Raw genomic sequence first — 24,202 nt, 5'->3', positions numbered from 1 at the left:
CACCCGCGCCCCCTCCACCGCCTCCTCGAACTCCTCACACGCCCCCACCGCCGAACCCCCGTCCACCGCGAGCACGACCAGCCGTTCGCCCTCCGGGACCACCAGCACCGCCTCCCCGGCCCGCGCGGCGGCCGACTCCAGGCACTCGGCGAGGGCGCCCAGCGGATCGCCGTTCGTGTCGGCCGCGACCAGAGCCCCGGCCGTGGTCCTGCCCGCGGCCCCGCCCCCGTTCTCCCGGCCCGCCCCCACGGGAGCGGCCGCCGACTCGGCGACGACGATCCGGAACGGCGCGTCGAGCAGCTCGCCGTACAGGCCCCCGGCGACGGTGCGCGCGTGGTCGGGTTCGCCGGCCAGCAGCATGCGCAGCACCGCCGCACCGAGGCGCTGCTCGGCGTCCTGAAGGGCACGGGACCGCTCTGTGGTGAGGGTCAGCAGGGCGATGGCCGAGTGCAGGGCGTACCGCTCCGCCGTACCCAGCGCGGCGGCCGTGCCGACGGCCAGCGCGGCGCGCGGTCGGCGCCCGGTGCCGAGGGAGTGCAGCTCGACCCGGTCGGCTTCCGCGTCGTCGCCCCCGCCGCCCGCGCCGACCACCGCACTCGCCGGAGCCGGTCGCTCCCGCAGCCGTTCCACGTCGGCCGTGAGCCGCGCCGCCCGGCGTCCGGCCCACTCGGGCGCGGTGGCGACGACGGCGCCCGAGGCGTCGTACAGGGCGGCCCAGCCGTCGATCTGCGAGGCGAGCGCGGCGAGCAGGCCCTCCGGGCCGTCGCTCAGCGCCTGCCGGGTCAGTTCCCGCTGCGCCGCGAATCCGGCGGTCACCGCCCGGTACTGGTCGGCGGCGATGCCCGCCGACACCGCCTTGCTGATGGCGAGGAAGGGCGTGCGGCGCGGGACTTCGAGGAGCGGGAGCCCCTCCTGCTCGGCCGCCTCGACGACCGCCTCGGGGATCTCCGCGTAGTGGACGCCGACGGCGAAGCCGAGGCCGACGACCCCCGCCCCGACCAGCCGCTTCACATAGCGCCGCATGGTCTCGGGATCCTCGGCGTCCAGCTTGAGCGCGGTGATCAGGAGCAGCTCCCCGCCCTCCATGTACGGGACGGGGTCGGCCAGTTCACTGGCGTGCGCCCAGCGCACGGGGACGTCCAGGCGGTCGCCGCCCGCCCGCACGATCAGCTTGAGCGCGGAGTGGTGGACGAGCGAGGCGAGCGTCGGGGGCATGAGGCCTTCAGGTCTGTGTGAGCTCCGTGAACTTTTGGCCGCCGCGTATGAACGACCTGTGTCGATTCTGCCTCACCGTACGTACCGCGTGCTGCGCTCAGCCCCGCAGATTCACCAGCAGCGGAGGGGCGTGCTCGCCGTCGACGGTCGTCAGGGACAGCACGGCGTGCCCCGGCGGCACCTCGTGCGCCAGTTCGGACGCCGACCAGCGCTCCCGTTCGACCGTACGCACGGTCACGGCATCGGTCGTGACAGCCTTTCCGGTGACCAGCTTGCGCAGGGCGTGGATGGCGCGGGTCATCGGCTGGTCCGCGAACACCGTGTGCTTGGCCACGTCCCGCGTCTCCACCCAGGCCGTGCCCCAGGCCTGGGCGAACCGGCTGCCGTCCCAGGTGGTCACGCCGGAGAACGCCATCCGGCAGCCGACGGCGCCGTACAGCGGCCCGTGCAGCGCCTCCGGGACGTCGCCGATCGTCCGCAGGGCGAGCACGACGCCCGCGTTCTGGGTGCGCAGCCGCTGGATACGGCGCACCGAACCGGCGGTGACCGTCCCGGTGGCGTCGTCGAGGACCAGGCAGGCGAAGTGGGGGCGTTGTCCGTCCCGTACGACGGCACAGAACTGGGCGAGGACGAGCCGCGTGATCAGCCGGGCGGCCTCCTCGTGGCCGTGCTCGGGCAGGTCGACGCGGACGCGCAGCGGATGCTCGGCGAGGGAGCGCAGGGAGAACGGCCGAGCCGTGCCGCCCCCGCCGAAGAAGCCGTCGAAGACCGGCCGGTTGAGCAGCGCGAGCCGGTCCGCGAGGACCCGGCCGACGTCCGTGGGACTCGCCGCCTGCCGGATGCGTACGTCGAGTTCGCGCCGCATGACGGCGTGCCCGTCCCCCGCGAGGGCCTCCCGCAACGCCGACAGCGCCGCCGGTTCGCTCTCCAGCAGTTCCCGCAGCGCCGGCAGCGCCGGGAAGCGGCCGTACGCCGCCCAGTAGGGGCCGAGCACCTGGGCGAGCGCGGTCGCGGCGCTGTCGGTGCCGACGGTGTCGAGGTCGCCGACCAGGGCCTCGGCGAGGAAGGAGGCCGCCTCGTCGGGGTCGTCGGAGTCGGCGTACGGGTCGAGGTCGTGGACGGAGTCGCGGTCACCGATCCGTACGACGACGTCGAAGGCGGAGTCGGCGGCAAGGGGTGTCCCGGGCGCGGACACCGTGACGAACGCGCACTGTCCGGCGAGCGCCCGCAGCGCCAGCGCCTCGGTCACGGGTTCGATCAGATGCCGTGTCTTGCCCGCTCCCGAGGGCCCGACCGCGAGCAACGAGGTGCCCAGCACATCGGGCCCGAGAGCCGCGCCGGCGCCGTGATAGACGAGCGGGGCCCGCTCGGCCTCGACCCACCGCCCGATGCGCACCTGACCGGCGACCAGGTCGTGCGGCGCGGTACGCCGGGACAGGTCCCGGGCGCCGGAGGGGTGGACCCACGCCGTCGCACCCTGCCGCAGCACGGTGTCCCGGAAGCGCGCGAGCTGCCCGTCCCGTCTGGAGAGCGTCCACGCGTGCTCGACCCGGGCGCAGTCCACGTCGTTCATCCGACCGCCGGCCACCTCGGCGGTGAGCACCTCGGCGGCCTCGTACTGACCGGCCTCGCGGAGGTCGGGCCACTGGTCGCGGGGCCGGTCGGCGGGCGCGGGCCCGGTGGGTCCCGCGGCGGCCTTGCGCGCGGCGAGGCGCTCCTTCGCGTACGCCCACCAGCCGCCGATCCGGGCGAACGGCCATACGACGAGCAGGGCGATGACGGTGTAGAGGCCGACTTTGAAGACGGTCGACCCGAAGACGTCGAATCCGCCGGAGATCAACGCGACGAGGGCCACGACCGCGTCGACGAGCGGCAGGGCGTCCCAGCCGACGCCCGGAAAGGCGTCCGGGAACACGAAACTGAGCGTGAGGAGGGCGCCGAGAGCGGCGAACAGCGCCCTTGAGGGCTGTGATCTGCGCCCGACGAAATGCCGGGCGATGTCGGGCCAGCTGCCGAGCCGCCCCATGCCGTAGAGCAGCACGAGAAAGAAGGCACCGTTGTAGACGAGGATCGCGGCGCTGCCCTCCCAGCCCTTCGGCGAGGCCGTGCCGCCCCACCACCAGTCCTCCGGCGTGAACAGCCGCAGCAGCACCGACTCGTACGGCATCGCGCCCCGCCGCCAGAGCGACCACAGGAACAGCCCGACGACGAGCGGCACCAGCAGCCCGACGACGGTGACCGGGGACAGCCGCTCCGCCGCCTGCGCCCCCTTGGGCAGCCGGTACCCGTACCGCCAGATCCCGGGCCTGGTGTCGGGCCGGGGCTCATTGAGCCACTCGCCGAGGGACGCGCGCCCGGACCCGCCACCCTGCGGCGCCCCCTGTTCGACGGGCCGCGGAGCCCGCGCGGGCCGAGGCGGCACGGAGGCCCCGCCCGGCGGCCCCGCCGGACGCGGCACAGGATTCGCATGCGTACCCCGCGCGTCCTGCGTCCCGTCGCTGTCCATCGCTTTTGCCCCCTGACCAGCCTGACCAGCCGTTGTGGCCACCGTCACTCGACAGCGGCCAATCTAACGCTCCCACAAGGGGAGTTCACCGCTCACCCGGCCGACCTGGGGCCTGCCGCCACATTTCCGTCCTCCGAAGCCCTGGAAGGAGTGTCCTCTGTCCACCAAGGACAACGACACACCCCCACCACTCCCAAACGGTGCATGCCCGCCCCCACCCCCCACGCCTAGCCTGCGAAGAGAGCCGTGGCGAAAGTTCCGCGTCGGCCCCACGACCGCCTCACCGTCCACTCCCGCGTCCGTCACGCCCCCAGGAGCCCCTCATGACCTCCCTCCCCCAGGAGCGCCGCCTCGTCACCGCCATCCCCGGCCCGAAGTCGCAGGAGCTCCAGGCCCGCCGTCTCGCCGCCGTCGCGGCCGGCGTCGGCTCGGTGCTGCCCGTGTTCACGGCGCGGGCGGGTGGCGGGATCGTCGAGGACGTCGACGGGAACCGGCTGATCGACTTCGGCTCCGGCATCGCCGTGACGTCGGTCGGCGCCAGCGCCGAGGCGGTCGTGCGGCGGGCCTCCGCCCAGCTCGCCGACTTCACGCACACCTGCTTCATGGTCACGCCGTACGAGGGGTACGTGGAGGTCGCCGAGGCGCTCGCCGAGCTGACGCCCGGCGATCACGCCAAGAAGAGCGCCCTCTTCAACAGCGGCGCCGAGGCCGTCGAGAACGCGGTCAAGATCGCGCGCTCCTACACCAAGCGGCAGGCCGTCGTCGTGTTCGACCACGGGTACCACGGGCGTACGAACCTCACGATGGCCCTCACCGCCAAGAACATGCCGTACAAGCACGGCTTCGGGCCGTTCGCGCCCGAGGTGTACCGCGTGCCCGTGGCGTACGGCTACCGCTGGCCGACCGGCCCGGAGAACGCCGGCCCCGAGGCCGCCGCGCAGGCGATCGACCAGATCGGCAAGCAGGTCGGGGCGGAGAACGTCGCCGCGATCATCATCGAGCCGGTGCTCGGCGAGGGCGGCTTCATCGAGCCCGCGAAGGGCTTCCTGCCGGCGATCCGGAAGTTCGCCGCGGACAACGGCATCGTCTTCGTCGCCGACGAGATCCAGTCCGGGTTCTGCCGGACCGGGCAGTGGTTCGCCTGCGAGGACGAGGGCATCGTGCCCGACCTGATCACCACCGCCAAGGGCATCGCGGGCGGGCTGCCGCTCGCCGCCGTCACCGGGCGCGCCGAGATCATGGACGCCGCGCACCCGGGCGGCCTGGGCGGCACCTACGGCGGCAACCCGGTCGCCTGTGCGGGCGCGCTCGGCTCGATCGAGACGATGAAGGAGCTCGACCTCAACGCCAGGGCGAAGCACATCGAGGCCGTCATGAAGGCCCGGCTGACCGCCATGGCCGAAAAGTACGAGGTCATCGGTGACATCCGCGGCCGGGGCGCCATGATCGCCGTCGAGCTGGTCAAGGACCGCACCACCAAGGAGCCGAACCCCGAGGCGACGGCGGCTCTGGCCAAGGCCTGCCACCAGGAGGGCCTGCTGGTCCTTACCTGTGGCACCTACGGCAACGTCCTCCGCTTCCTGCCCCCGCTGGTGATCGGCGAGGACCTCCTCAACGAGGGCCTCGACATCATCGAGCAGGCCTTCACCAGCGTCTGACGCGCCCTCGGCTGCCGCCTCCCGTCCACCTCACTCGTTCGCACGCCCCGACGGGCCCGGATTCCGCTTTTTTCCGGGCCCGTGTGGGCACCGTCAGAGCGTGTGAAGAAGGTGTGCGAGGTGGATGGCGGCATGCCGTTTGACCTGTTTCAGCCGCCTCGACTGCCGTAGGTTTTCTCCAGATGAGAGATACACCCCGCCCGCAGGGAACTGCGGACGGCACCTGGTCGGGGCCTCCCCAGCTTCGATCCGGTAGTGCCCTCGCGCACACTGCCGGAGCCTCTGGCTCCGGGTCTCCTCACCGATCGGACAGTCGCCCGCCCCAAACCCCCCGGGGCGTGCGACGACCCGATCTGATCGGCCGCCCTGGAGCTCCCCCCCCTGTTCCAGGGTGGCCGACTTCTCGGCTTTCCCAGGTCCCCCGGGGTCTCCTCCCCCTTCTGGCCCTCACGCTCCTCCTCTTCGCGCTGATCACCTGGCAGGTCGCCGTCCACGGCCCCCTCGCCCGCGCGGACGAACGCCTCAGCGATTCACTCGTCCACCCCTTCCGTGGCTGGGCGCTCCTCGCTGACCTGGGCAGCATCGCGGTCGCCGTTCCCGTCCTTCTCGTCGTGCTGGTGTACGTCGGTCTGCGCGCACGCCGGGCGGGTACGGAGCGCTGGTGGCGGGAACCCGTCGCGGCCGGCGTGCTGATGGGGGCCGTACCGGCGATCGTCGTACCGCTGAAAGAGCTCGTCGCCCGGTCCGGGCCACCGGTCATGGGCCCCGGCACCGGGTTCTACCCCTCCGGTCACACCGCGACAGCCGTCGTGGCCTACGGCTCTGCCACGCTGCTCCTGCTGCCGTGGCTGCGGGGTACGTACGCCCGTCGGCTCGTCCTGATCTGCTGTCTGGCCCTCAACGTCGCCGTCGCTGTCGGGCTGGTCGTCCGTGGTTTCCACTGGCCGCTGGACGTGGTGGCGAGCTGGTGTCTGTGCGGGGCGCTGCTGATCCTGCTGCGGCTCTTCGTGCGGCCCTCACCCTGATCCCGTCGGCGGCCAGGCCCCCCCCCCCCCGTTTCGGTGCGATCACACGCACCGTTCGGCGACGCTGGAGGCGAACCGTTTCCTCGACCAGGGCGGCGGTGACCACCGCGCTCAGGACCGGGGCGAGCCGGCCCGGGGCCGGGTCGCAGCCCCACAGGACGACCGTCGCCGCGGCGGTGACGGCGGGGGCCGCGGCCCCCGCGCCCTCGGGCACACAGGCGCCTCGCTCTGTCCCCCAACGCCACGGCGGCTCCTGTCGTGGTCAATTGTCGTCCGGCCGCACCCAGCAGTTGCCGGGCTGTGCCCAGCTGCCGGCTGTGCGACCACTGTTCGATGCCTCTACGTCCACCTCCCCCGTGCCCCGGTTCGCGTCGACCGCACGGACGGCCGACAAGAGCGTGGTCACGCGGGGATCAGGGACCCGCGAGAGCCTCGGGCGTCACCTGTCCTGGTCGGTCGCCAGACTCGCCGCCGCCTCGTGCATGGCCAGCTCGAGGAGCGCCGGGTCGGTGAGGGTGCCTGAGCCGTCCGGGGGGACCAGCCAGCGGACACCTCCGGTCACCCGGCCCGGGTACGGCACGACGATCCACGTACCGCGTCCCGCCGTACGCACCCCTGTGCCCAGCCAGCGGGCCGCGGTGCCCGGCGGCACGAAGAACCCCATCCGGGAGTCGCCGAAGTCGACGAGTACCGGACCGGGCTGGTCGATGACACGGGTGAGGACGTCGAGGGTGGAGTAGCCGAGTTCACCCGGCAGGATCAGTACGTCCCAGGCCTTGCCGGCGGCCAGCAGCGCGATCCCCAGGGGATTGCGCTCCCATTCCCAGCGGCAGGCCTCGGGATCCGGAGCCACGGACGCCAGCCACTCGACCGCCGTTTTCGCCCCAGCCATGAGGGACCTCCCTGTCTCTGTGAACGCTGGTCGCGTCACGGGAGAGAGGGAGGTGTCCCGGGAGCATTACGCGGGTTCCGCCATATCGTGGGAGTGAATCAGCGCACGGCCGTTGAGCTGGGCGTACGCCTGTGGATCACCGCGCTCCCGTACGCGCCCTCAGCTGTCGAACCCCAGCCCGAGCCGGTCCATCGTCCGCAGCCACAGGTTGCGCCGGCCGCCGTGCGAGTCCGCGCGTGCCAGCGACCACTTGGTGAGGGCGATGCCGGTCCAGGCGAACGGTTCGGGCGGGAACGGCAGCGGCTTCCTGCGGACCATCTCCAGCGCCGTACGCTCGGTGCGCTCACCCGCCAGCAGGTCCAGCATCACGTCCGCGCCGAAGCGGGTGGCGCCGACGCCGAGGCCGGTGAACCCCGCCGCGTACGCCACCCGGCCCGCGTGCGCGGTGCCGAAGAACGCCGAGAAGCGCGAGCAGGTGTCGATCGCGCCGCCCCACGCGTGCGTGAAGCGGACGCCCTCCAGCTGCGGGAAGCAGGTGAAGAAGTGGTCGGCCAGCTTGGCGTAGGTCTCCGGGCGGTCGTCGTACTCGGCGCGTACCCGGCCGCCGTACGGGTAGATCGCGTCGTAACCGCCCCACAGGATGCGGTTGTCGGCGCTGAGGCGGAAGTAGTGGAACTGGTTGGCGCTGTCCCCGAGGCCCTGCCGGCCTCGCCAGCCGATGTCAGCGAGCTGCGTCTCGCTCAGGGGTTCGGTCATCAGCGCGTAGTCGTAGACGGGGATCGTGTACGCGCGCACCCTCTTGACCAGGTTCGGAAAGATGTTCGTGCCGAGCGCGACCCGGCGGGCGCGGATCGACCCATAGGGCGTGCGTACGGCCATTCCGGCGCCGTACGGCCGCAGGGTCAGCGCCGGGGTGTGTTCGTACACGCGGACGCCCAGCCGCAGGCAGGCCCGCTTGAGGCCCCAGACCAGTTTCGCCGGGTTGAGCATCGCGACGCCGGTGCGGTCGTGCAGGCCGGCCAGGAAGGTGGGGGACGCGACCTGCTCCCGTACCGCTTCCGTGTCCAGGAACTCGATGCCGGTCGCGAGGCCCTTGTCCGTCATCTCCTCGTGCCAGGCGCGGAGTTCGGCGGCCTGGTGCGGTTCGGTGGCGACGTCGATCTCGCCGGTGCGCTCGAAGTCGCAGTCGAGCGAGTGCCGGGCCACCGCCTTCTCGATCTCGTCGAGGTTGCGCGCGCCGAGTTCCTCGAGCCGGTGGATCTCGTCCGGCCAGCGGGCGAGGCCGTTGGCCAGGCCGTGGGTGAGGGAGGCGGCGCAGAAGCCGCCGTTGCGGCCCGAGGCGGCCCAGCCCACCTCGCGGCCCTCGACGAGGACGACATCCCGCTGCGGGTCGCGCTCCTTGGCGATCAGCGCGGTCCACAGCCCGCTGTATCCGCCGCCCACCACCAGCAGGTCGCAGGTCTCGGCGCCGGTGAGGGCGGGCTCGGGGCGGGGCCTGCCCGGGTCGTCCAGCCAGTACGGGACCGGCTGGACGTCCGCAAGGGATTTCGTCCAGCGATTTACGTTTCCATGAGTCATGGCGCGTGGGGCCATGATTCCAACTCCCTACGAGTTCTTCGGCTTGTTCTTCCGGTTGCCGATGACCATTCCGGTCAGGACGAACAGTACGGCGATCAGGAACATGGCCGTACCGATGACATTGATCTGCACGGGCGTCCCACGCTGCGCCGAACCCCAGACGAACATGGGGAAGGTGACGGTCGAGCCCGCGTTGAAATTGGTGATGATGAAATCGTCGAAGGAGAGCGCGAAGGCGAGCAGCGCACCCGCGGCGATTCCGGGGGCCACGAGGGGCAGGGTCACGCGGACGAAGGTCTGCACGGGGCCCGCGTACAGGTCCCGGGCGGCTTCCTCGAGGCGTGGGTCCATCGACATCACGCGCGCCTTCACGGCGACGACGACGAAGCTGAGGCAGAACATGATGTGGGCGATCAGGATCGTCCAGAACCCCAACTGCACGCCCAGGTTGAGGAACAGGGTGAGCAGCGAGGCCGCCATGACGACCTCGGGCATCGCCATGGGGAGGAAGATCAGGGAGTTGACGGCGCCCCGCGCGCGGAAGCGGTACCGCACCAGCGCGAAGGCGATCATCGTGCCGAGGACGGTCGCCCCGATGGTCGCCCAGAAGGCGATCCGCAGGCTGAGCGAGAGCGAGCCGCACATTCCGACGACCCCGCAGGGATCACGCCAGGCGTCCGTCGAGAACTGCTGCCACTCGTAATTGAAGCGGCCCTTCGGTTTGTTGAAGGAGAACACCGTGACGACGATGTTCGGCAGCAGCAGATACCCAAGCGTGACGAGTCCCGCGATGACGACGAAACGGCTCTTGAGCCAGCGCCCGATCGAATTCACGAAGGCCATTTAAACCAGGTCCTCCGTCCCGGATTTACGGATGTACAGGGTGACCATGGCGAGAATCGCGGCCATGAGAAGGAAGGAGAGCGCGGCGGCCGTCGGATAGTCCAGGATGCGCAGGAACTGCGTCTGGATGACGTTGCCGATCATGCGGGTGTCGGTGGAGCCGAGGAGGTCGGCGTTGACGTAGTCGCCGCTCGCCGGGATGAAGGTGAGCAGCGTGCCGGAGACGACTCCCGGCATCGACAGCGGGAAGGTGACCTTGCGGAAGGTGGTGAACGGCCTGGCGTAGAGGTCGCCGGCCGCTTCGTGCAGCCGCCCGTCGATGCGTTCGAGCGAGGTGTAGAGCGGCAGGATCATGAACGGCAGGAAGTTGTACGTCAGTCCGCACACCACCGCGAGCGGCGTGGCCAGCACCCGGTCCCCGGCCGTGATGCCGAGCCAGCTGGTGACGTCCAGGACGTGCAGCGAGTTGAGGGCGCCGACGACCGGGCCGCCGTCCGCGAGGATCGTCTTCCAGGCGAGCGTACGGATCAGGAAGCTGGTGAAGAACGGCGCGATGACCAGGATCATGATCAGGTTGCGCCAGCGGCCCGCGCGGAACGCGATCAGATAGGCGAGCGGATACCCCAGCACCAGACAGAGGATCGTCGCGGCACCGGCGTACAGCACCGAGCGCAGGAACTGCGGCCAGTAGTCGGACAGGGCGTCCCAGTAGGTCGCGAAGTGCCAGGTGACCTGGTAGCCCTCCTCCAGGGAGCCCGTCTGCACGGACGTGGAGACCTGGTAGACCATCGGCAGCGCGAAGAACACGAACAGCCACAGCAGGCCGGGCAGGAGCAGCCAGTACGGCGTCCAGCGGCCTCTTCGCCGCGGGGGCTTCTTCGCCGGTGCGGGCGCCAGAGGTGGCGCGTCGGGGGTCGCGGTGGCCATCAGACGGCCGCCTCGTCGTCGACCGTCTCGACGCCCGCGTCTATGTCCTGGTCGGCGTCGAGGCCGAAGGTGTGCGCCGGGTTCCAGTGCAGGACGACCTCCGCGCCGGGGGCCAGCCGGGCGTCGCGGTCGATGTTCTGGACGTACACCTCGAACTCGGGGCAGACGGGGCTGTCGATGACGTACTGGGTGGAGACGCCGATGAAACTGGTGGCGGCGATCTTGCCGGTGATGCGGTTGCGGCCGGCCGGGATGTCCCCGGCGTCGCCCGCGTGGGTGAGGGAGATCTTCTCGGGGCGGACCCCGACCAGCACCTTGCCGCCGGTCGTGGTCGGCGCGGAGCAGCGGGACGCGGGGAGCAGGAGCTTGCCGCCGCCCGCCTTGAGGACGATCTCGTCGCCGCTCTTGGTGTCCACCTCGGCCTCTATGAGGTTGGAGGTGCCGAGGAAGTTGGCGACGAAGGTGGTCTGCGGGTTCTCGTAGAGGTCGGCGGGCGAACCGAGCTGCTCCACTCTGCCGCCGCTCATCACGGCGACCGTGTCGGCCATCGTCATGGCCTCCTCCTGGTCGTGCGTGACATGGACGAACGTGATGCCGACCTCGGTCTGGATGCGCTTGAGCTCCAGCTGCATCTGGCGGCGCAGCTTGAGATCGAGGGCGCCGAGCGGTTCGTCGAGGAGCAGCACCTTCGGGGTGTTGATCAGCGCGCGGGCCACGGCGACGCGCTGCTGCTGGCCGCCGGAGAGCTGGTGCGGCTTCTTGCGCGCCTGTTCACCGAGCTGGACGAGCTCCAGCATGTCGTCGACCTGCTTCTTCACCGACTTGATGCCGCGCCGGCGCAGGCCGAAGGCGACGTTCTCGAAGATGTCGAGGTGCGGGAAAAGGGCGTACGACTGGAAGACGGTGTTCACCGGTCGCTTGTACGGCGGCAGGTTCGTGACCTCCTGCTCGCCGAGGAAGACGGTCCCGGAGGAAGGTTCCTCCAGGCCCGCGATCATCCGCAGGGTGGTGGTCTTCCCGCAGCCGGAGGCGCCGAGCAGGGCGAAGAAGGAGCCCTGCGGGATGGTGAGGTCGAGGGGGTGTACGGCGGTGAAGGAGCCGTACCGCTTGCTGATCCCGGAGAGACGGACGTCGCCGCCGTGGTCTGTGCTGGTGCTGCTGGTCATGGTGTGGTCCTTGGGGAGTCGGGAGGGTTTCGCACCGCTGGGGGCAGGCGGGGCTACGCCCCCGTCAACTTCGCGAACTTCTCCTCGTACGCCGTCTCTTCCTTCTGGCTCAGGGACCTGAACGCGTGGGACTTCGCGGCCATCGCCGCGTCGGGAAGGATCAGCGGGTTGTCGGCCGCGTCCTTGTCGATCTTCGCGAGGTAGGGCTTGACCCCGGCGACGGGACACACGTAGTTGATGTAGGCGGCCAGTTCGGCGGCCGGTTCGGGCTCGTAGTAGTAGTCCATGAGCCGCTCGGCGTTCGTCTTGTGACGCGCCTTGTTCGGGATCAGCATGTTGTCGGTCGACGTCATGTAGCCGCTGTCCGGGACGATGAAGTCGATGTCCGGGCTGTCCGCCTTGAGCTGGACCACGTCACCGGCCCAGGCGACACAGGCGGCGAAGTCGCCGGAGGTCAGGTCGGCCGTGTAGTCGTTGCCGGAGAAGCGGCGGATCTGGCCCTTGTCGACGGCCTTCTGGAGCCGGGCGACGACCGCGTCGTAGTCGTCGTCGGTGAACTTCGCCGGGTCCTTGCCCATGTCGAGCAGGGTCATGCCGATGCTGTCGCGCATCTCGGAGAGGAACCCCACGCGCCCCTTCAGCTTGGGATTGTCGAGCAGGTCGGAGACCGACTTCACCTCGACGCCGTCCAGCGCCTTCTTGTTGTAGGCGATGACGGTCGAGATGCCCGTCCAGGGATAGGAATAGGCCCGGCCCGGGTCCCAGTCGGGGCTGCGGAACTGCTCCGACAGGTTCGCGAACGCGTGCGGAAGGTTCGACGCGTCCAGTTTCTGGACCCACCCGAGCCGGATGAGCCGGGCGGCCAGCCAGTCGGTGAGGATCATGATGTCGCGTCCGGTGTCCTGGCCCGCCGCGAGCTGCGGTTTGATCTTGCCGAAGAACTCGACGTTGTCGTTGATGTCCTCGGTGTACTTGATCTTGATGCCGGTCCGCTCGGTGAACGCGTCGAGCGTGGGGTGGTGCTTCTCGCTCTCGTCGACGTCCATGTACTCGGTCCAGTTGGAGAAGTTGACGGTCTTCTCCTTGGCCGAGTGGTCGTCGGCGGAAACGCCTCCCGCGGTCTTGCCGGCCGCGGGGATGCCGCAGCCGGTCAGCGCACCGAGGCCGCCGGCCACCAGGGCGCCGCCCGCGGACGCGCGCAGCAGGGACCTGCGGGTCAGGGCGGCCCTGCCGTTTCGGAAGCTGCGCCGCATGGCGGCCACCTGGGCCGGGGAAAGGCGGTCGGGCTCGTACTGCTCCATGCGAGTGATGCCCTTTCGGGAGGGTGGCGGCCGCTGGTCGGTCGGCCTGTGTCCGGTCAGCGGTCCCCGAAGATCGTGCGGTGCCAGTCCTTGCGGGCAACCGCCGTATTGTCGAACATGACGTGCTTGATCTGTGTGTATTCCTCGAACGAGTACGTGGACATGTCCTTGCCGAAGCCGGACGCCTTGTACCCCCCGTGGGGCATCTCGCTGATGATCGGGATGTGGTCGTTGACCCACACACAGCCCGCCTGGATCTCACGGGTGGCACGGTTCGCCCGGTAGACGTCCCGGCTCCAGGCGGAGGCGGCGAGACCGTAGGGCGTGTCGTTGGCGAGCGCGATGCCCTCGTCGTCGCTGTCGAAGGGCAGGACGACGAGCACGGGCCCGAAGATCTCGGACTGGACGATCTCACTGTCCTGGGCGGCGTCCGCGACCAGCGTGGGCCGGTAGTAGGCGCCGCTCTTCAGCTCCCCCTGAGGGGCCTCACCGCCGGTCACCACGCGCGCGTAGGCACGCGCCCGCTCGACGAAACCGGCGACCCGGTCGCGCTGCGCGTGCGAGACGAGCGGCCCGAGATCGGTGCCCGGGGCGAACGGGTCACCGAGCCGGACGGTGTCCATGAGGGCTGCCGTCCTCGCGACGAACTCCTCGTACAGCGGCCGTTGCACGTACGCGCGCGTGGCGGCCGTGCAGTCCTGCCCGGTGTTGATGAGAGCGCCCGCGACAGCGCCGTTGACGGCGGCGTCGAGATCGGCGTCGTCGAAGACGACGAAGGGGGCCTTGCCGCCCAGTTCCAGGTGGAGTCGCTTGACGGTGGCGGTGGCGACCTCGGCGACGCGCTTGCCGACGGCGGTGGACCCGGTGAAGGACGTCATGGCGACGTCGGGGTGCCCGACGAGATGCTCACCGGCTTCCCCGCCGGTGCCGGTGACGACGTTGACGACACCGTCCGGGATCCCGGCCGCGGTGGCCGCCTCGGCAAAGAGGAGGGAGGTCAGCGGGGTCAGCTCGGCGGGCTTGAGCACGATCGTGTTGCCGGCTGCGATCGCCGGAAGGATCTTCCAGGCGGCCATCTGGAGGGGGTAGTTCCAAGGCGCGATGGACCCGACGACTCCGATGGGTTCCCGGCGGACGTACGAGGTGTGGTCACCGGAGTACTCCCCGGCCGACTGCCCCTGGAGGTGCCGGGCGGCCCCGGCGAAGAACGCGGTGTTGTCGATCGTCCCCGGGACGTCGAACTCGCGGGTCAGCTTGAGCGGCTTGCCGCACTGGAGGGACTCGGCGCGCGCGAATTCCTCGGCGCGCTCGGCGAGGACGGCGGCAAACCGGTGCAGCGCGTCGGAACGCTCGCCCGGAGTGGCCCCGGCCCAGCCCGGGAAGGCGGCGCGCGCGGCGGCGACGGCGGCGTCCACGTCGCCGCGACCGGCCAGCTCGTACGTGTAGACCGCGTCGCCGGTGGCCGGGTCGACGACCGCGTGGGTGTGCCCGGAGGTGCCGTGGGTCAGGCGGCCCGCGATGTACTGCGCGCCGGCCGCGAGCCGCTCCTGAGCCGGGAAGCGATGGCCCGAATCGTGCATGCCGCTCTCCTCCGTAGCCTCCCCCCACTGCGGGGGTCAACGTAGCTCCAGGTCGATTTGAGTGCCGATCCTGACAGAGTCGGCGGACTCCAACAAGGGATTCCGTTGTTTCCTTTTGGTTAAGCGACGGAATCTGTCGACCAGGTGTCGAGCCGAATGGGAAATGACGAGACGCGATGTCAGTGGTGGCTGCCAGACTCGCGTGCATGGGGAAATTCACGGAGATCGCGGAGAACACGGAGATCACGGAGAACACCGGGGAGTCGGGCAGGGCGGGGCAGATCGATTCGCTGGAGGCCCTGACCAGGGAAATCCGTGCGGGGGCCAGGGTCAAGTACCTGCACTTCTGGGGGCACCGGGCACGCCCGGACGGCAGTGTGGGGGCGAGCTGTCTCAGCCAGTGGTGGCCGGCCACGTTTTCGGTGGACGGGGTGGAGTACGCGACGGCCGAGCACTGGATGATGGCCGCCAAGGCCCGCCTGTTCGAGGACGCGGAGGCGGAGCGCCGGGCGATATCGGCGCCGAACCCGGCACTGGCGAAGAAGGCCGGCCGACTCGTGCGCGGCTTCGACGAGGCCGTGTGGGAGCGCGAGCGGTTCGCCATCGTGGTCGAGGGCAGCATCCACAAGTTCGCCGCGCATCCCGCGCTGCGGGAGTTCCTGCTGGGCACGGGCGAGCGCGTACTGGTGGAGGCGAGCCCCGTGGACCGCGTGTGGGGCATCGGCCTCGCTGCGGACGACGAGGCGGCGATGGACCCCGAACGCTGGCGGGGCCCGAACCTGCTGGGGTTCGCACTGATGGCGGCGCGAGAACGGTTGCGGGCGGGCTAGTACTCCAGCAGTACTGCGGGAGTACTAGCGCTCGGCCGGGTGGACCTGGACCCCCCGCCCTACCGCGACTGGGACAAGGAGCTCGAGTAGCTGCCCTCGACCGTGTTCTCGGACCCCCTCGCGGCGGACACGATGATGACGACGCCGATCGCCACCGCGAGAACGATGCCGACGACACCGCAGATGACCCCGGCCAGCGCCTGGCCCGCGTTGGTCGCCTGCCCCCGGCGGGCCCGCTGGCGGGAGACCAGGCCGAAGACCACGGCGAGGATGCCCAGGATGATCGCCACTGGCCAGAGGCAGGAGAAGACAACCGAGACGATGCCGATCACGAGCGAGGCCGTGCCCATGCCGTTCATCGGCTGAGGCGCCATGGGCGGCCAGCCGTAGCCGGGGCCGCCGTAGCCGGGCTGATGGGGATAGCCGTAGCCCGCCCCGGACGGGTAGCCCGCCCCGGACGGGTAGGTCGGGTAGGAGGGGTGGGACGGATAGCCGTACGGGGATGGTCCGGGGCCGTCCGGCGCTATGGGCGGCGGGGGAACCGGCTCGCCGGGCGCGGCGGGCTGGGCGTGGGAAGCCCTCGGGGCGGGCGGCGCGAAGGGGTTGTCCTGCGGGACGCCGGCCACGGTGCCGCCGGGAGCGGCGAAGGGGTTGGCCCAGGGCTGAGGGGCCGGGGCCGCCGGTGGGTTGGGGTTGCCGTTGTTCCAGTACAGGGTGGAGCCGGAGCCCGGGGCGTCCTCGGCGGGCGGCGCCCAGGGATCGATCTCGGCGCCGGAATCCGCCGCAGCGTCGGAGGCCGGCCTGGCCGGAGGCTTGTCCAGCGGGACCCGCGCGGGTGTGCCGGTCGCCGCGCCCTCTGGATTCGCCCCCTGCGCCGGGATGTTCTCGGGCGACTGCGGCGGCTGCGCGGCATCGGACATGCGTGGGGTCCCCTCGTTCGTACGTTCTGTCATGCTACGGCCCGAGATCTCAGGGCGGCCGGGGCATCTCGGAATCCCCGTCCGCCCCACCCCACATGCCCCGCCCCGCCTCTGGCCGGAACCCACGGGCGTCTCGCCGTCGGCCCGTCCTACGATGATCCGAGTCATCGATCAGCCGATCACCCGCGTCCCGCCGACCCTCGCACGGTCCGGGGCGCCGTTCCCCGGGGAGGAACCCTTGACAGAGCACCAGACTGCCGCAGCCGGCGCCCGTGACCAGCACGCCTTCATCGCCGGGCTGCCCAAGGCCGAACTGCACGTCCACCACGTCGGCTCCGCCTCCCCCCGGATCGTCTCGCAACTGGCCGCCCGCCACCCCGACTCCCAGGTGCCCACCGATCCCGAGGCCCTGGCCGACTTCTTCACGTTCACCGACTTCGCCCACTTCATCAAGGTGTACCTGTCCGTCGTGGACCTCATCCGCACACCCGAGGACGTGCGGCTGCTGACGTACGAGATCGCCCGGGACATGGCCCGCCAGCACGTCCGGTACGCCGAGCTGACCATCACCCCGTTCTCCTCCACCAGGCGTGGCATCGACGAACGCGCCTTCATGGACGCGATCGAGGACGCCCGCAAGTCGGCGGAGGCCGAGTTCGGGACCGTACTGCGCTGGTGCTTCGACATCCCGGGCGAGGCCGGACTCGTCTCGGCCGAGGAGACGGTGCGGCTCGCCACCGACGACCGGCTGCGCCCGGAGGGGCTGGTGTCGTTCGGGCTCGGCGGGCCGGAGATCGGCGTACCCAGGCCGCAGTTCAAGCCGTACTTCGACCGGGCGATCGCCGCCGGACTGCGGTCGGTGCCGCACGCGGGCGAGACGACCGGCCCGGAGACGGTCTGGGACGCGCTGAACCACCTGCGCGCCGAGCGCATCGGCCACGGCACGAGTTCCGCCCAGGACCCCGAGCTGCTCGCGCACCTCGCCGAGCAGCGCATCGCCCTGGAGGTCTGCCCGACCTCCAACATCGCCACGCGCGCGGTGCGTACGCTCGACGAGCACCCGATCAAGGAGTTCGTGCGGGCCGGCGTACTCGTCACGATCAACTCCGACGACCCGCCGATGTTCGGCACCGACCTCAACAGCGAGTACGCGGTCGCCGCCCGGCTGCTCGACCTCGACGAGTGGGGTCTCGCCGACCTCGCCAAGAACGCCGTCGAGGGCTCCTTCCTCGACCCGGCGGGCAAGGCGGCGCTGGCCGCCGAGATCGACACCTACACCTCGGCATGGCTCGCCCCCTGAAGCACCGCATCACCTCCCGCCCCAGCACAATGGGCCCATGCAGAACGTGACCGCCGTGGCCCATCGCGGCGCCCCCTACCGCTTCCGTGAGAACACGACCGACTCACTGCGTTCCGCGCTCGACCAGGGCGCGGACGCCGTCGAGATCGACGTACGGCTGACCCGTGACGGCGTGCCCGTGCTGCTGCACGACGCGACCCTGAAGCGTCTGTGGGAGCGGGAACGGCCGCTGGCCGCGCTGTCGGCGGCCGAGGTCAACGGGCTGACGGAGGGCGGGGTGCCGACCCTCGCGGAGGCGCTGACGGTGACCGAGGGCAGCCGGGTGATGATCGATCTGCCGGGTACGCCCGATATGCGGGCGGTACGACGGGTCCTGGACGTGGTCCGGGAGTGCGGTGCGCACGAACGCGTGTACTACTGCGCGGACGCCCCGGCGATGCTCGCGGTGCGGGCAGCCGACCCGGCCGCCGAGATCGCCCTGACCTGGAAGTCCGTCGCCCCGCCGCGCCCCGCCCTGCTCGCCGGGGTACGCCCGCGCTGGCTCAACTACCGCTTCACTCTGGTCGACCGGAAGCTCGTGGCGCGGGCGCACCGGGACGGCTACCTGCTGTCGGTGTGGACCCCGGACACCCGTCGTGCCATGCGACGCCTGCTGGACGCCGGCGTCGACTCGATCACCACCAACCGGATCGACGCGCTGTGCGCGCTGCGCAAGGGCTGAGGACGCCGGAGGCGGAGGTCCGTTGCTCTCGGCGTGCCGGACGCAGACCCTCAGGGTCCGGCGGCTTCACGCCGTGCCGCGCCCCACGACCGATGGCGCCGCCGTCAGCGCCTCCAGCCTCTTGATCCGCTTCCGTACGACGTAGAGCGGGATCACGCCGAACACCCCGAACGACATGTCGATCACCGTCCACCAGAAGGGAATCCCCCGGATCGGCCCGCACACCAGCGCGAGCGGGATGATCCCGGCGCAGGCGATCATCCCGAACTCGACGACCCGGATGTTGCGTACGGGGTCGCGGTAGGGCCCGTAGAAGGCGACCGCGATGACGAGGTGGGCGAAGGCGAGCCAGTCCGTGCCGTAGAGGACGAAGGGGTAGCGCTCGTCGGTGGCTTCGAGGCCGTCACGTACCCGCTCGATCCAGTCCGTCAGCCCCGGCAGGTGCTCGGGGACGGACAGGGCCCGCAACAGGCTCTCGGTCCAGCGCAGTTCGTGCACGAGGGGGAACGGAGGCAGCGTACGCCCATGGTGAACACGTTCAAAAATGCTGCCGCCCGCCGCCCGCCGGCCGGCGACCGGCGAACCGCCGAAAGCGCGCGGCCCGGACTGAGAACTCCCGTCCGGGGCCGCGCGCGACGAACGACGACCGTCAGCCGCCGAGCGACGTCATCACGTGCTTGACCCGCGTGTAGTCCTCGAACCCGTACCCCGAGAGGTCCTTGCCGTAGCCGGACTTCTTGAAGCCGCCGTGCGGCATCTCCGCGACCAGCGGGATGTGGGTGTTGATCCAGACGCAGCCGAAGTCCAGGGCCTTCGACATCCGCATCGCACGCGCGTGGTCCTTCGTCCACACGGACGACGCGAGGGCGTAGTCGACACCGTTGGCCCATCCCACGGCCTGCGCCTCGTCCGCGAAGGACTGCACGGTGATGACCGGACCGAAGACCTCGTTCTGGATGATCTCGTCGTCCTGCTTCAGGCCGGACACGACGGTCGCCGCGTAGAAGTAGCCCTTCTCGCCGACCCGGTGGCCACCCGTCTCGACCTTGGCGTGGGCGGGCAGCCGCTCGATGAAGCCGGAGACCTGCTTCAGCTGGTTCGGGTTGTTCAGCGGCCCGTACAGCACGTCCTCGTCGTCCGGCTGCCCGGTCCTGGTCTCGGCGGCGGCCTTGGCGAGCGCCGCGACGAACTCGTCGTGGATGGCCTCCTGGACGAGAACACGCGTGGCCGCCGTACAGTCCTGGCCCGCGTTGAAGAAGCCCGCGACCGAGATGTCCTCGACGGCCTTGGCGATGTCGGTGTCCTCGAAGACGACGACCGGCGCCTTTCCGCCCAGTTCCAGGTGGACGCGCTTGAGGTCCTTCGACGCGGACTCGGCGACCTGCATACCGGCGCGCACCGAACCGGTGATCGACGCCATCGCCGGCGTCGGGTGCTCGACCATCAGCCGACCGGTGTCACGGTCCCCGGTGACGACGTTGAAGACGCCCTTGGGCAGGATCGAACCGATGATCTCGGCCATGAGAACCGTGGACGCGGGCGTCGTGTCCGACGGCTTGAGGACCACCGTGTTGCCGGCGGCGATCGCCGGGGCGAACTTCCACACGGCCATCATCATCGGGTAGTTCCAGGGCGCGACCTGCGCGCAGACACCGACCGGCTCGCGCCGGACGATCGACGTCATCCCGTCCATGTACTCGCCGGCGCTGCGACCCTCCAGCATCCGGGCCGCGCCCGCGAAGAAGCGGATCTGGTCCACCATTGGCGGGATCTCCTCGGACCGGGTGAGCCCGATCGGCTTGCCGGTGTTCTCCACCTCGGCAGCGATGAGTTCCTCGGCGCGCTCCTCGAACGCGTCCGCGATCTTCAGAAGGTGCTTCTGCCGCTCGGACGGTGTCGTGTCGCGCCAGGCCGGGAACGCGGCGGCCGCGGCCGCCATGGCGGCGTCGACGTCGGGCTGCCCGGACAGCGGCGCGGTCGCGTACGCCTCGCCCGTCGCGGGGTTGACCACCTCGGTCGTCCGCCCGTCGGCGGCGTCCCGGAACTCACCATCGATGTAGTTGCGCAGACGACGCAGCTCGGTGCTCACTGCCGGCCCTCCAGATTCGGGTGTCGGCCGACTCGGTGTCGGTCGACGTGGGTGTCCAATGGCTGAGACACCCACCCTATTCCTCCGCCCGACGTTTTCAACACCCCCGATCCCCCGGAATCTGCGAAATCCGCAAGACAAGCATCCAAGAACAACGAATTTCATCGATCGAGCCTTGCGAAACAGTCGACTCCTCGTGCACAGTGAGCGCGTGGCCAGTCGAAGCGCAGAGCACAGGGACTCCCGCGAGTCCAGGAACGGCACTCCCCAGGTGGACGCCGTCTCCCTCGCCATCATCGAACAGCTCCAGGAGGACGGCCGCAGACCGTACGCGGCGATCGGCAAGGCGGTCGGCCTCTCCGAGGCGGCCGTGCGCCAGCGCGTCCAGAAGCTGCTCGACCAGGGCGTGATGCAGATCGTCGCCGTCACGGACCCGCTCACCGTGGGTTTCCGCAGGCAGGCGATGGTCGGCGTCAACGTCGACGGCGACCTGGACCCTGTGGCCGACGCGCTGAGCGCCATGCCGGAAGTCGAGTACGTGGTGATGACCGCGGGTTCCTTCGACATCCTCGCGGAGATCGTGTGTGAGGACGACGACCACCTGCTGGACGTCATCAACAAACGCATGCGGGCGCTGCCCGGCGTGCGCTCCACCGAAAGCTTCGTCTACCTCAAGCTCAAGAAGCAGACCTACATGTGGGGAACCCGATAACCGTGACGACCACCGACAGCCACAGCTCCAAGGACCTCAGCCGCACCGCGTACGACCACCTGTGGATGCACTTCACCCGCATGTCGTCGTACGAGAACGCCCCCGTCCCGACGATCGTCCGGGGCGAGGGCACCCACATCTACGACGACAAGGGCCGGCGCTACCTCGACGGCCTGGCGGGGCTGTTCGTGGTCCAGGCAGGTCACGGCCGCACCGAGCTGGCCGAGACCGCCTTCAAGCAGGCCCAGGAACTGGCGTTCTTCCCCGTGTGGTCCTACGCCCACCCGAAGGCGGTGGAGCTGGCGGAACGTTTGGCCAACTACGCGCCGGGCGACCTCAACAAGGTCTTCTTCACCACCGGTGGCGGCGAGGCCGTCGAGACCGCGTGGAAGCTCGCCAAGCAGTACTTCAAGCTGGTCGGCAAGCCCACCAAGTACAAGGTCATCTCGCGCGCCGTCGCCTACCACGGCACCCCGCAGGGCGCCCTGTCCATCACCGGCCTGCCGGGCCTGAAGGCGCCCTTCGAGCCGCTCGTCCCCGGCGCCCACAAGGTCCCGAACACCAACATCTACCGCGCCCCGATCCACGGCGACGACCCGGAGGCGTACGGCCGCTGGGCCGCCGACCAGATCGAGCAGGAGATCCTCTTCGAGGGCGCGGACACCGTGGCCGCCGTCTTCCTGGAGCCGGTCCAGAACGCGGGCGGCTGCTTCCCGCCCCCGCCGGGCTACTTCCAGCGGGTCCGCGAGATCTGCGACCGCCACGACGTCCTGCTCGTCTCGGACGAGGTCATCTGCGCCTTCGGCCGCCTCGGCACGATGTTCGCCTGCGACAAGTTCGACTACGTCCCGGACATGATCACCTGCGCCAAGGGCATGACCTCGGGCTACTCCCCGATCGGCGCGTGCATCATCTCGGACCGGCTCGCCGAGCCGTTCTACCAGGGCGACAACATGTTCCTGCACGGCTACACGTTCGGCGGCCACCCGGTGTCGGCGGCGGTGGGCATCGCCAACCTCGACCTGTTCGAACGCGAGGGCATCAACCAGCATGTGCTGGACAACGAGGGCGCGTTCCGTTCGACCCTGGAGAAGCTGCACGACCTGCCGATCGTCGGTGACGTCCGCGGCAACGGCTTCTTCTACGGCATCGAACTGGTCAAGGACAAGGCGACCAAGGAGTCCTTCGACGCGGAGGAGACGGAACGTATCCTCTACGGCTTCCTCTCCAAGGCCCTGTTCGAGAACGGCCTGTACTGCCGCGCCGACGACCGCGGTGACCCGGTCATCCAGCTCGCCCCGCCGCTGATCGCGAACCAGGAGACGTTCGACGAGATCGAACAGATCCTGCGCGCGACCCTCACGGAGGCATGGACCAAGCTCTAGCCTCCGGCTGCTGTACGGCCTGCTGTAAGGCTGGCTGTACGGCCTGTTGTACGACCCGGGTGCACCCGTCCGAGTGGGATGGGCGCACCCGGGCCGCGTGCTGTCCCGGGGTTCCCGGCCCGGATCCTTAGCGTGCCCTGTAACCGATCGGCCCTGTCTTCGTTCCCCCGCACGGGGGATGACTCAGGGAATTACGGATCTGAACGAGGTGTACGCCCATGGTGGCCCCGCCGGACAACGACGTGCTCTGGGCACGCGCCCTGCACTTCCAGCACAAGGACGGCTCGCCCGCGCTGAGCGGCGTCTCGCTCGGTGTCCGGGAGGGCGAGATCCTCGCCGTCAGCGGCCCGCGCGGCTGCGGCAAGACGACCCTGCTGCGCTGCCTCTCGGGCCTGGTGCGACCGCTTCGGGGCGAGGTCTGGTTCAACAGCGTGCCCGTGCACACGATGGGCCCGCTCACCCGCGAACGGCTGCGCCGCGACCGGTTCGGCTGGATCGACCCGGCCCCGGTCCTCGTACCGGAACTGAACGTCTGGGAGAACGCGGCCCTGCCGCTGATGCTGCGCGGCACCAGCCGCCGGCGCGCCAAGACGGCGGCCCTGGAGTGGCTGGAGCGCCTGGACATCGGCGACCGGGCGCGCAAACGCCCGTACGAGCTGCGTCAGTCCGAACGCCAGCGCGTCTCGATCGCGCGGGCGCTGGCCCCGGCCCCCACGGTGCTCTTCGCGGACGAGCCGACGGCGCCCCTCTATCGGGCGGACCGCGCCCACGTACTGCGGACGTTGACGACAGCGGCCCGCAGCCACGGCATCACGGTGGTCCTGGCGACGCACGACGCGGACACGGCGGCGCTGGCGGACCGTACGGTCTCGTTGCTCGACGGGCGTCGCGTGAACACCGTCCATCTGCCCCCGGTCGCCGAGCAGGCCGCCGAGACGGGGAGCGAAGCGGAGGGCCGGCCCGCGTGCTCGCTCTCCGTCTAGTCCGAGGCTCGCATCCGGGTGTCCAGCTCCGCCGCCTGCTGGTCGCGACGGCGTCGGCGGCCACGGGTTTCCTCTTCCTGGGGACCCTGGGCCACGCCCTCGCCCACCAGGACACCCCCGGCGGCTCGGTGCTGCGGCTGGCCTGGTGCATGGCCCCGCTGGCGGCCACGGTCTACTTCGCGGTGACGGTGGCCCGCGCGGACCCCGGCACGAGACCGCGCCCCGGCCTGGCGGCGATCGGCCTGGGCCCGGCCCGTCTGATGGCCGTCTCGGCCACGACAACGGCCCTGTCCTGCACCCTGGGTTCGATGGTGGCCCTCCTGTTCTTCCTCCACCTGCGGGGCGACCTGACGGGCATGCCGTTCGACGGCGACGCGGCGGACTTCCTGGCCGCCGACCACCCCCTCCCCCTCCCGGCCGCCCTGACCCTGCTCACCCTCGTCCCGGTGGCGGCATCGCTCTCGGTCGCCCTGACCCTGCGCCCACCCGTGCCGCCCCAGCGGCACTGCTGCCCGCAGGCTGCGTGGCCGGTGCGGCCGCGATGGCGCGTAGGCGGGTGCCGAAGCGGGCG

General features: G+C 70.6%; 18 protein-coding genes and 3 pseudogenes. 9 read left to right on the top strand and 12 right to left on the bottom strand.

Features of this window, described 5'->3' with window-relative positions:
- Positions 1-1,215: PucR family transcriptional regulator ligand-binding domain-containing protein (locus tag ADL01_RS04260; protein WP_053740516.1), on the bottom strand; the 1,215-nt coding region annotated here is incomplete at its 3' end.
- 97 nt (positions 1,216-1,312) lie between these two features.
- Positions 1,313-3,721 carry a hypothetical protein gene (locus tag ADL01_RS04255; RefSeq protein WP_053740515.1) on the bottom strand — a complete coding sequence of 803 codons (2,409 nt, stop codon included), beginning with the start codon at positions 3,719-3,721 and terminating at the stop codon, positions 1,313-1,315.
- 323 nt (positions 3,722-4,044) lie between these two features.
- On the opposite strand from ADL01_RS04255, the gene gabT reads away from it, so the two are divergent.
- Both gabT and ADL01_RS04245 read left to right on the top strand, forming a co-directional pair.
- Positions 4,045-5,379: a 4-aminobutyrate--2-oxoglutarate transaminase gene (gabT, locus tag ADL01_RS04250; protein ID WP_053740514.1), complete on the top strand. Its 1,335-nt coding sequence runs from the start codon at positions 4,045-4,047 to the stop codon at positions 5,377-5,379.
- A gap of 338 nt (positions 5,380-5,717) precedes the next feature.
- Complete coding sequence (locus ADL01_RS04245; RefSeq protein ID WP_053740513.1) at positions 5,718-6,404, top strand: phosphatase PAP2 family protein; 687 nt, start codon at positions 5,718-5,720, stop codon at positions 6,402-6,404.
- Positions 6,405-6,843: 439 nt separating this feature from the next.
- Here ADL01_RS04245 and ADL01_RS04240 read toward each other — a convergent pair whose 3' ends face one another.
- From ADL01_RS04240 to ADL01_RS04210, 7 genes are all read right to left on the bottom strand, one after another.
- Entirely contained in the window at positions 6,844-7,296 is a 453-nt protein-coding gene (locus ADL01_RS04240) for a hypothetical protein (protein ID WP_053740512.1), read from the bottom strand.
- A 159-nt stretch (positions 7,297-7,455) separates the two neighbouring features.
- Complete coding sequence (locus ADL01_RS04235; RefSeq protein WP_053740511.1) at positions 7,456-8,889, bottom strand: NAD(P)/FAD-dependent oxidoreductase; 1,434 nt, start codon at positions 8,887-8,889, stop codon at positions 7,456-7,458.
- Between the two features lie 12 nt (positions 8,890-8,901).
- Entirely contained in the window at positions 8,902-9,717 is an 816-nt protein-coding gene (locus tag ADL01_RS04230; RefSeq protein WP_053740510.1) for an ABC transporter permease, read from the bottom strand.
- Positions 9,718-10,644 (bottom strand): ABC transporter permease, encoded by a 927-nt coding sequence (locus ADL01_RS04225; protein ID WP_053740509.1) that lies wholly within the window; start codon positions 10,642-10,644, stop codon positions 9,718-9,720.
- Positions 10,644-11,810 (bottom strand): ABC transporter ATP-binding protein, encoded by a 1,167-nt coding sequence (locus tag ADL01_RS04220; RefSeq protein WP_053740508.1) that lies wholly within the window; start codon positions 11,808-11,810, stop codon positions 10,644-10,646. Before ADL01_RS04220 ends, ADL01_RS04225 begins: the two co-directional genes overlap by 1 nt.
- A gap of 53 nt (positions 11,811-11,863) precedes the next feature.
- Positions 11,864-13,111 (bottom strand): ABC transporter substrate-binding protein, encoded by a 1,248-nt coding sequence (locus tag ADL01_RS04215; RefSeq protein ID WP_053740507.1) that lies wholly within the window; start codon positions 13,109-13,111, stop codon positions 11,864-11,866.
- Between the two features lie 56 nt (positions 13,112-13,167).
- Complete coding sequence (locus ADL01_RS04210) at positions 13,168-14,691, bottom strand: gamma-aminobutyraldehyde dehydrogenase (RefSeq protein WP_053740506.1); 1,524 nt, start codon at positions 14,689-14,691, stop codon at positions 13,168-13,170.
- A 176-nt stretch (positions 14,692-14,867) separates the two neighbouring features.
- Between ADL01_RS04210 and ADL01_RS04205 the strand changes: the two genes are divergently transcribed.
- Entirely contained in the window at positions 14,868-15,521 is a 654-nt protein-coding gene (locus ADL01_RS04205) for an NADAR family protein (protein WP_078960316.1), read from the top strand.
- A gap of 59 nt (positions 15,522-15,580) precedes the next feature.
- Here the strand turns inward: ADL01_RS04205 and ADL01_RS40950 are convergent, their stop codons facing one another.
- Positions 15,581-16,441 (bottom strand): DUF4190 domain-containing protein, encoded by an 861-nt coding sequence (locus ADL01_RS40950; RefSeq protein WP_063783450.1) that lies wholly within the window; start codon positions 16,439-16,441, stop codon positions 15,581-15,583.
- Positions 16,442-16,552: 111 nt separating this feature from the next.
- On the opposite strand from ADL01_RS40950, the pseudogene ADL01_RS04195 reads away from it, so the two are divergent.
- Positions 16,553-17,741: pseudogene (locus ADL01_RS04195) on the top strand (adenosine deaminase).
- 37 nt (positions 17,742-17,778) lie between these two features.
- Positions 17,779-18,462, top strand: a complete 684-nt coding sequence (locus ADL01_RS04190; protein WP_053740505.1) for a glycerophosphodiester phosphodiesterase — start codon at positions 17,779-17,781, stop codon at positions 18,460-18,462.
- Between the two features lie 66 nt (positions 18,463-18,528).
- Here ADL01_RS04190 and ADL01_RS04185 read toward each other — a convergent pair.
- Positions 18,529-18,969 (bottom strand): annotated as a pseudogene (locus ADL01_RS04185) (hypothetical protein); the annotation flags it as partial.
- A gap of 142 nt (positions 18,970-19,111) precedes the next feature.
- Positions 19,112-20,551, bottom strand: a complete 1,440-nt coding sequence (locus ADL01_RS04180) for a gamma-aminobutyraldehyde dehydrogenase (protein WP_053740503.1) — start codon at positions 20,549-20,551, stop codon at positions 19,112-19,114.
- Between the two features lie 196 nt (positions 20,552-20,747).
- On the opposite strand from ADL01_RS04180, the gene ADL01_RS04175 reads away from it, so the two are divergent.
- The 4 genes and pseudogenes from ADL01_RS04175 to ADL01_RS04160 form a co-directional block, all read left to right on the top strand.
- Positions 20,748-21,263: an Lrp/AsnC family transcriptional regulator gene (locus ADL01_RS04175; RefSeq protein WP_078960315.1), complete on the top strand. Its 516-nt coding sequence runs from the start codon at positions 20,748-20,750 to the stop codon at positions 21,261-21,263.
- On the top strand, positions 21,248-22,648 hold the full coding sequence (locus tag ADL01_RS04170; protein ID WP_078960314.1) for an aspartate aminotransferase family protein: 1,401 nt from the start codon (positions 21,248-21,250) through the stop codon (positions 22,646-22,648). The genes ADL01_RS04175 and ADL01_RS04170 overlap by 16 nt, the downstream gene beginning before the upstream one ends.
- Positions 22,649-22,866: 218 nt before the next feature.
- Positions 22,867-23,631, top strand: a complete 765-nt coding sequence (locus ADL01_RS04165; RefSeq protein WP_053740501.1) for an ABC transporter ATP-binding protein — start codon at positions 22,867-22,869, stop codon at positions 23,629-23,631.
- Positions 23,613-24,202: pseudogene (locus ADL01_RS04160) on the top strand (hypothetical protein); the annotation flags it as partial. The gene ADL01_RS04165 and the pseudogene ADL01_RS04160, both read left to right, overlap by 19 nt.

This window comes from Streptomyces sp. NRRL WC-3618, from assembly GCF_001280005.1.
Taxonomy (GTDB): Bacteria; Actinomycetota; Actinomycetes; order Streptomycetales; family Streptomycetaceae; genus Streptomyces.
Note: the sequence above shows the minus strand (reverse complement) of the source record. Positions and strands in the feature narration are given on the sequence as shown.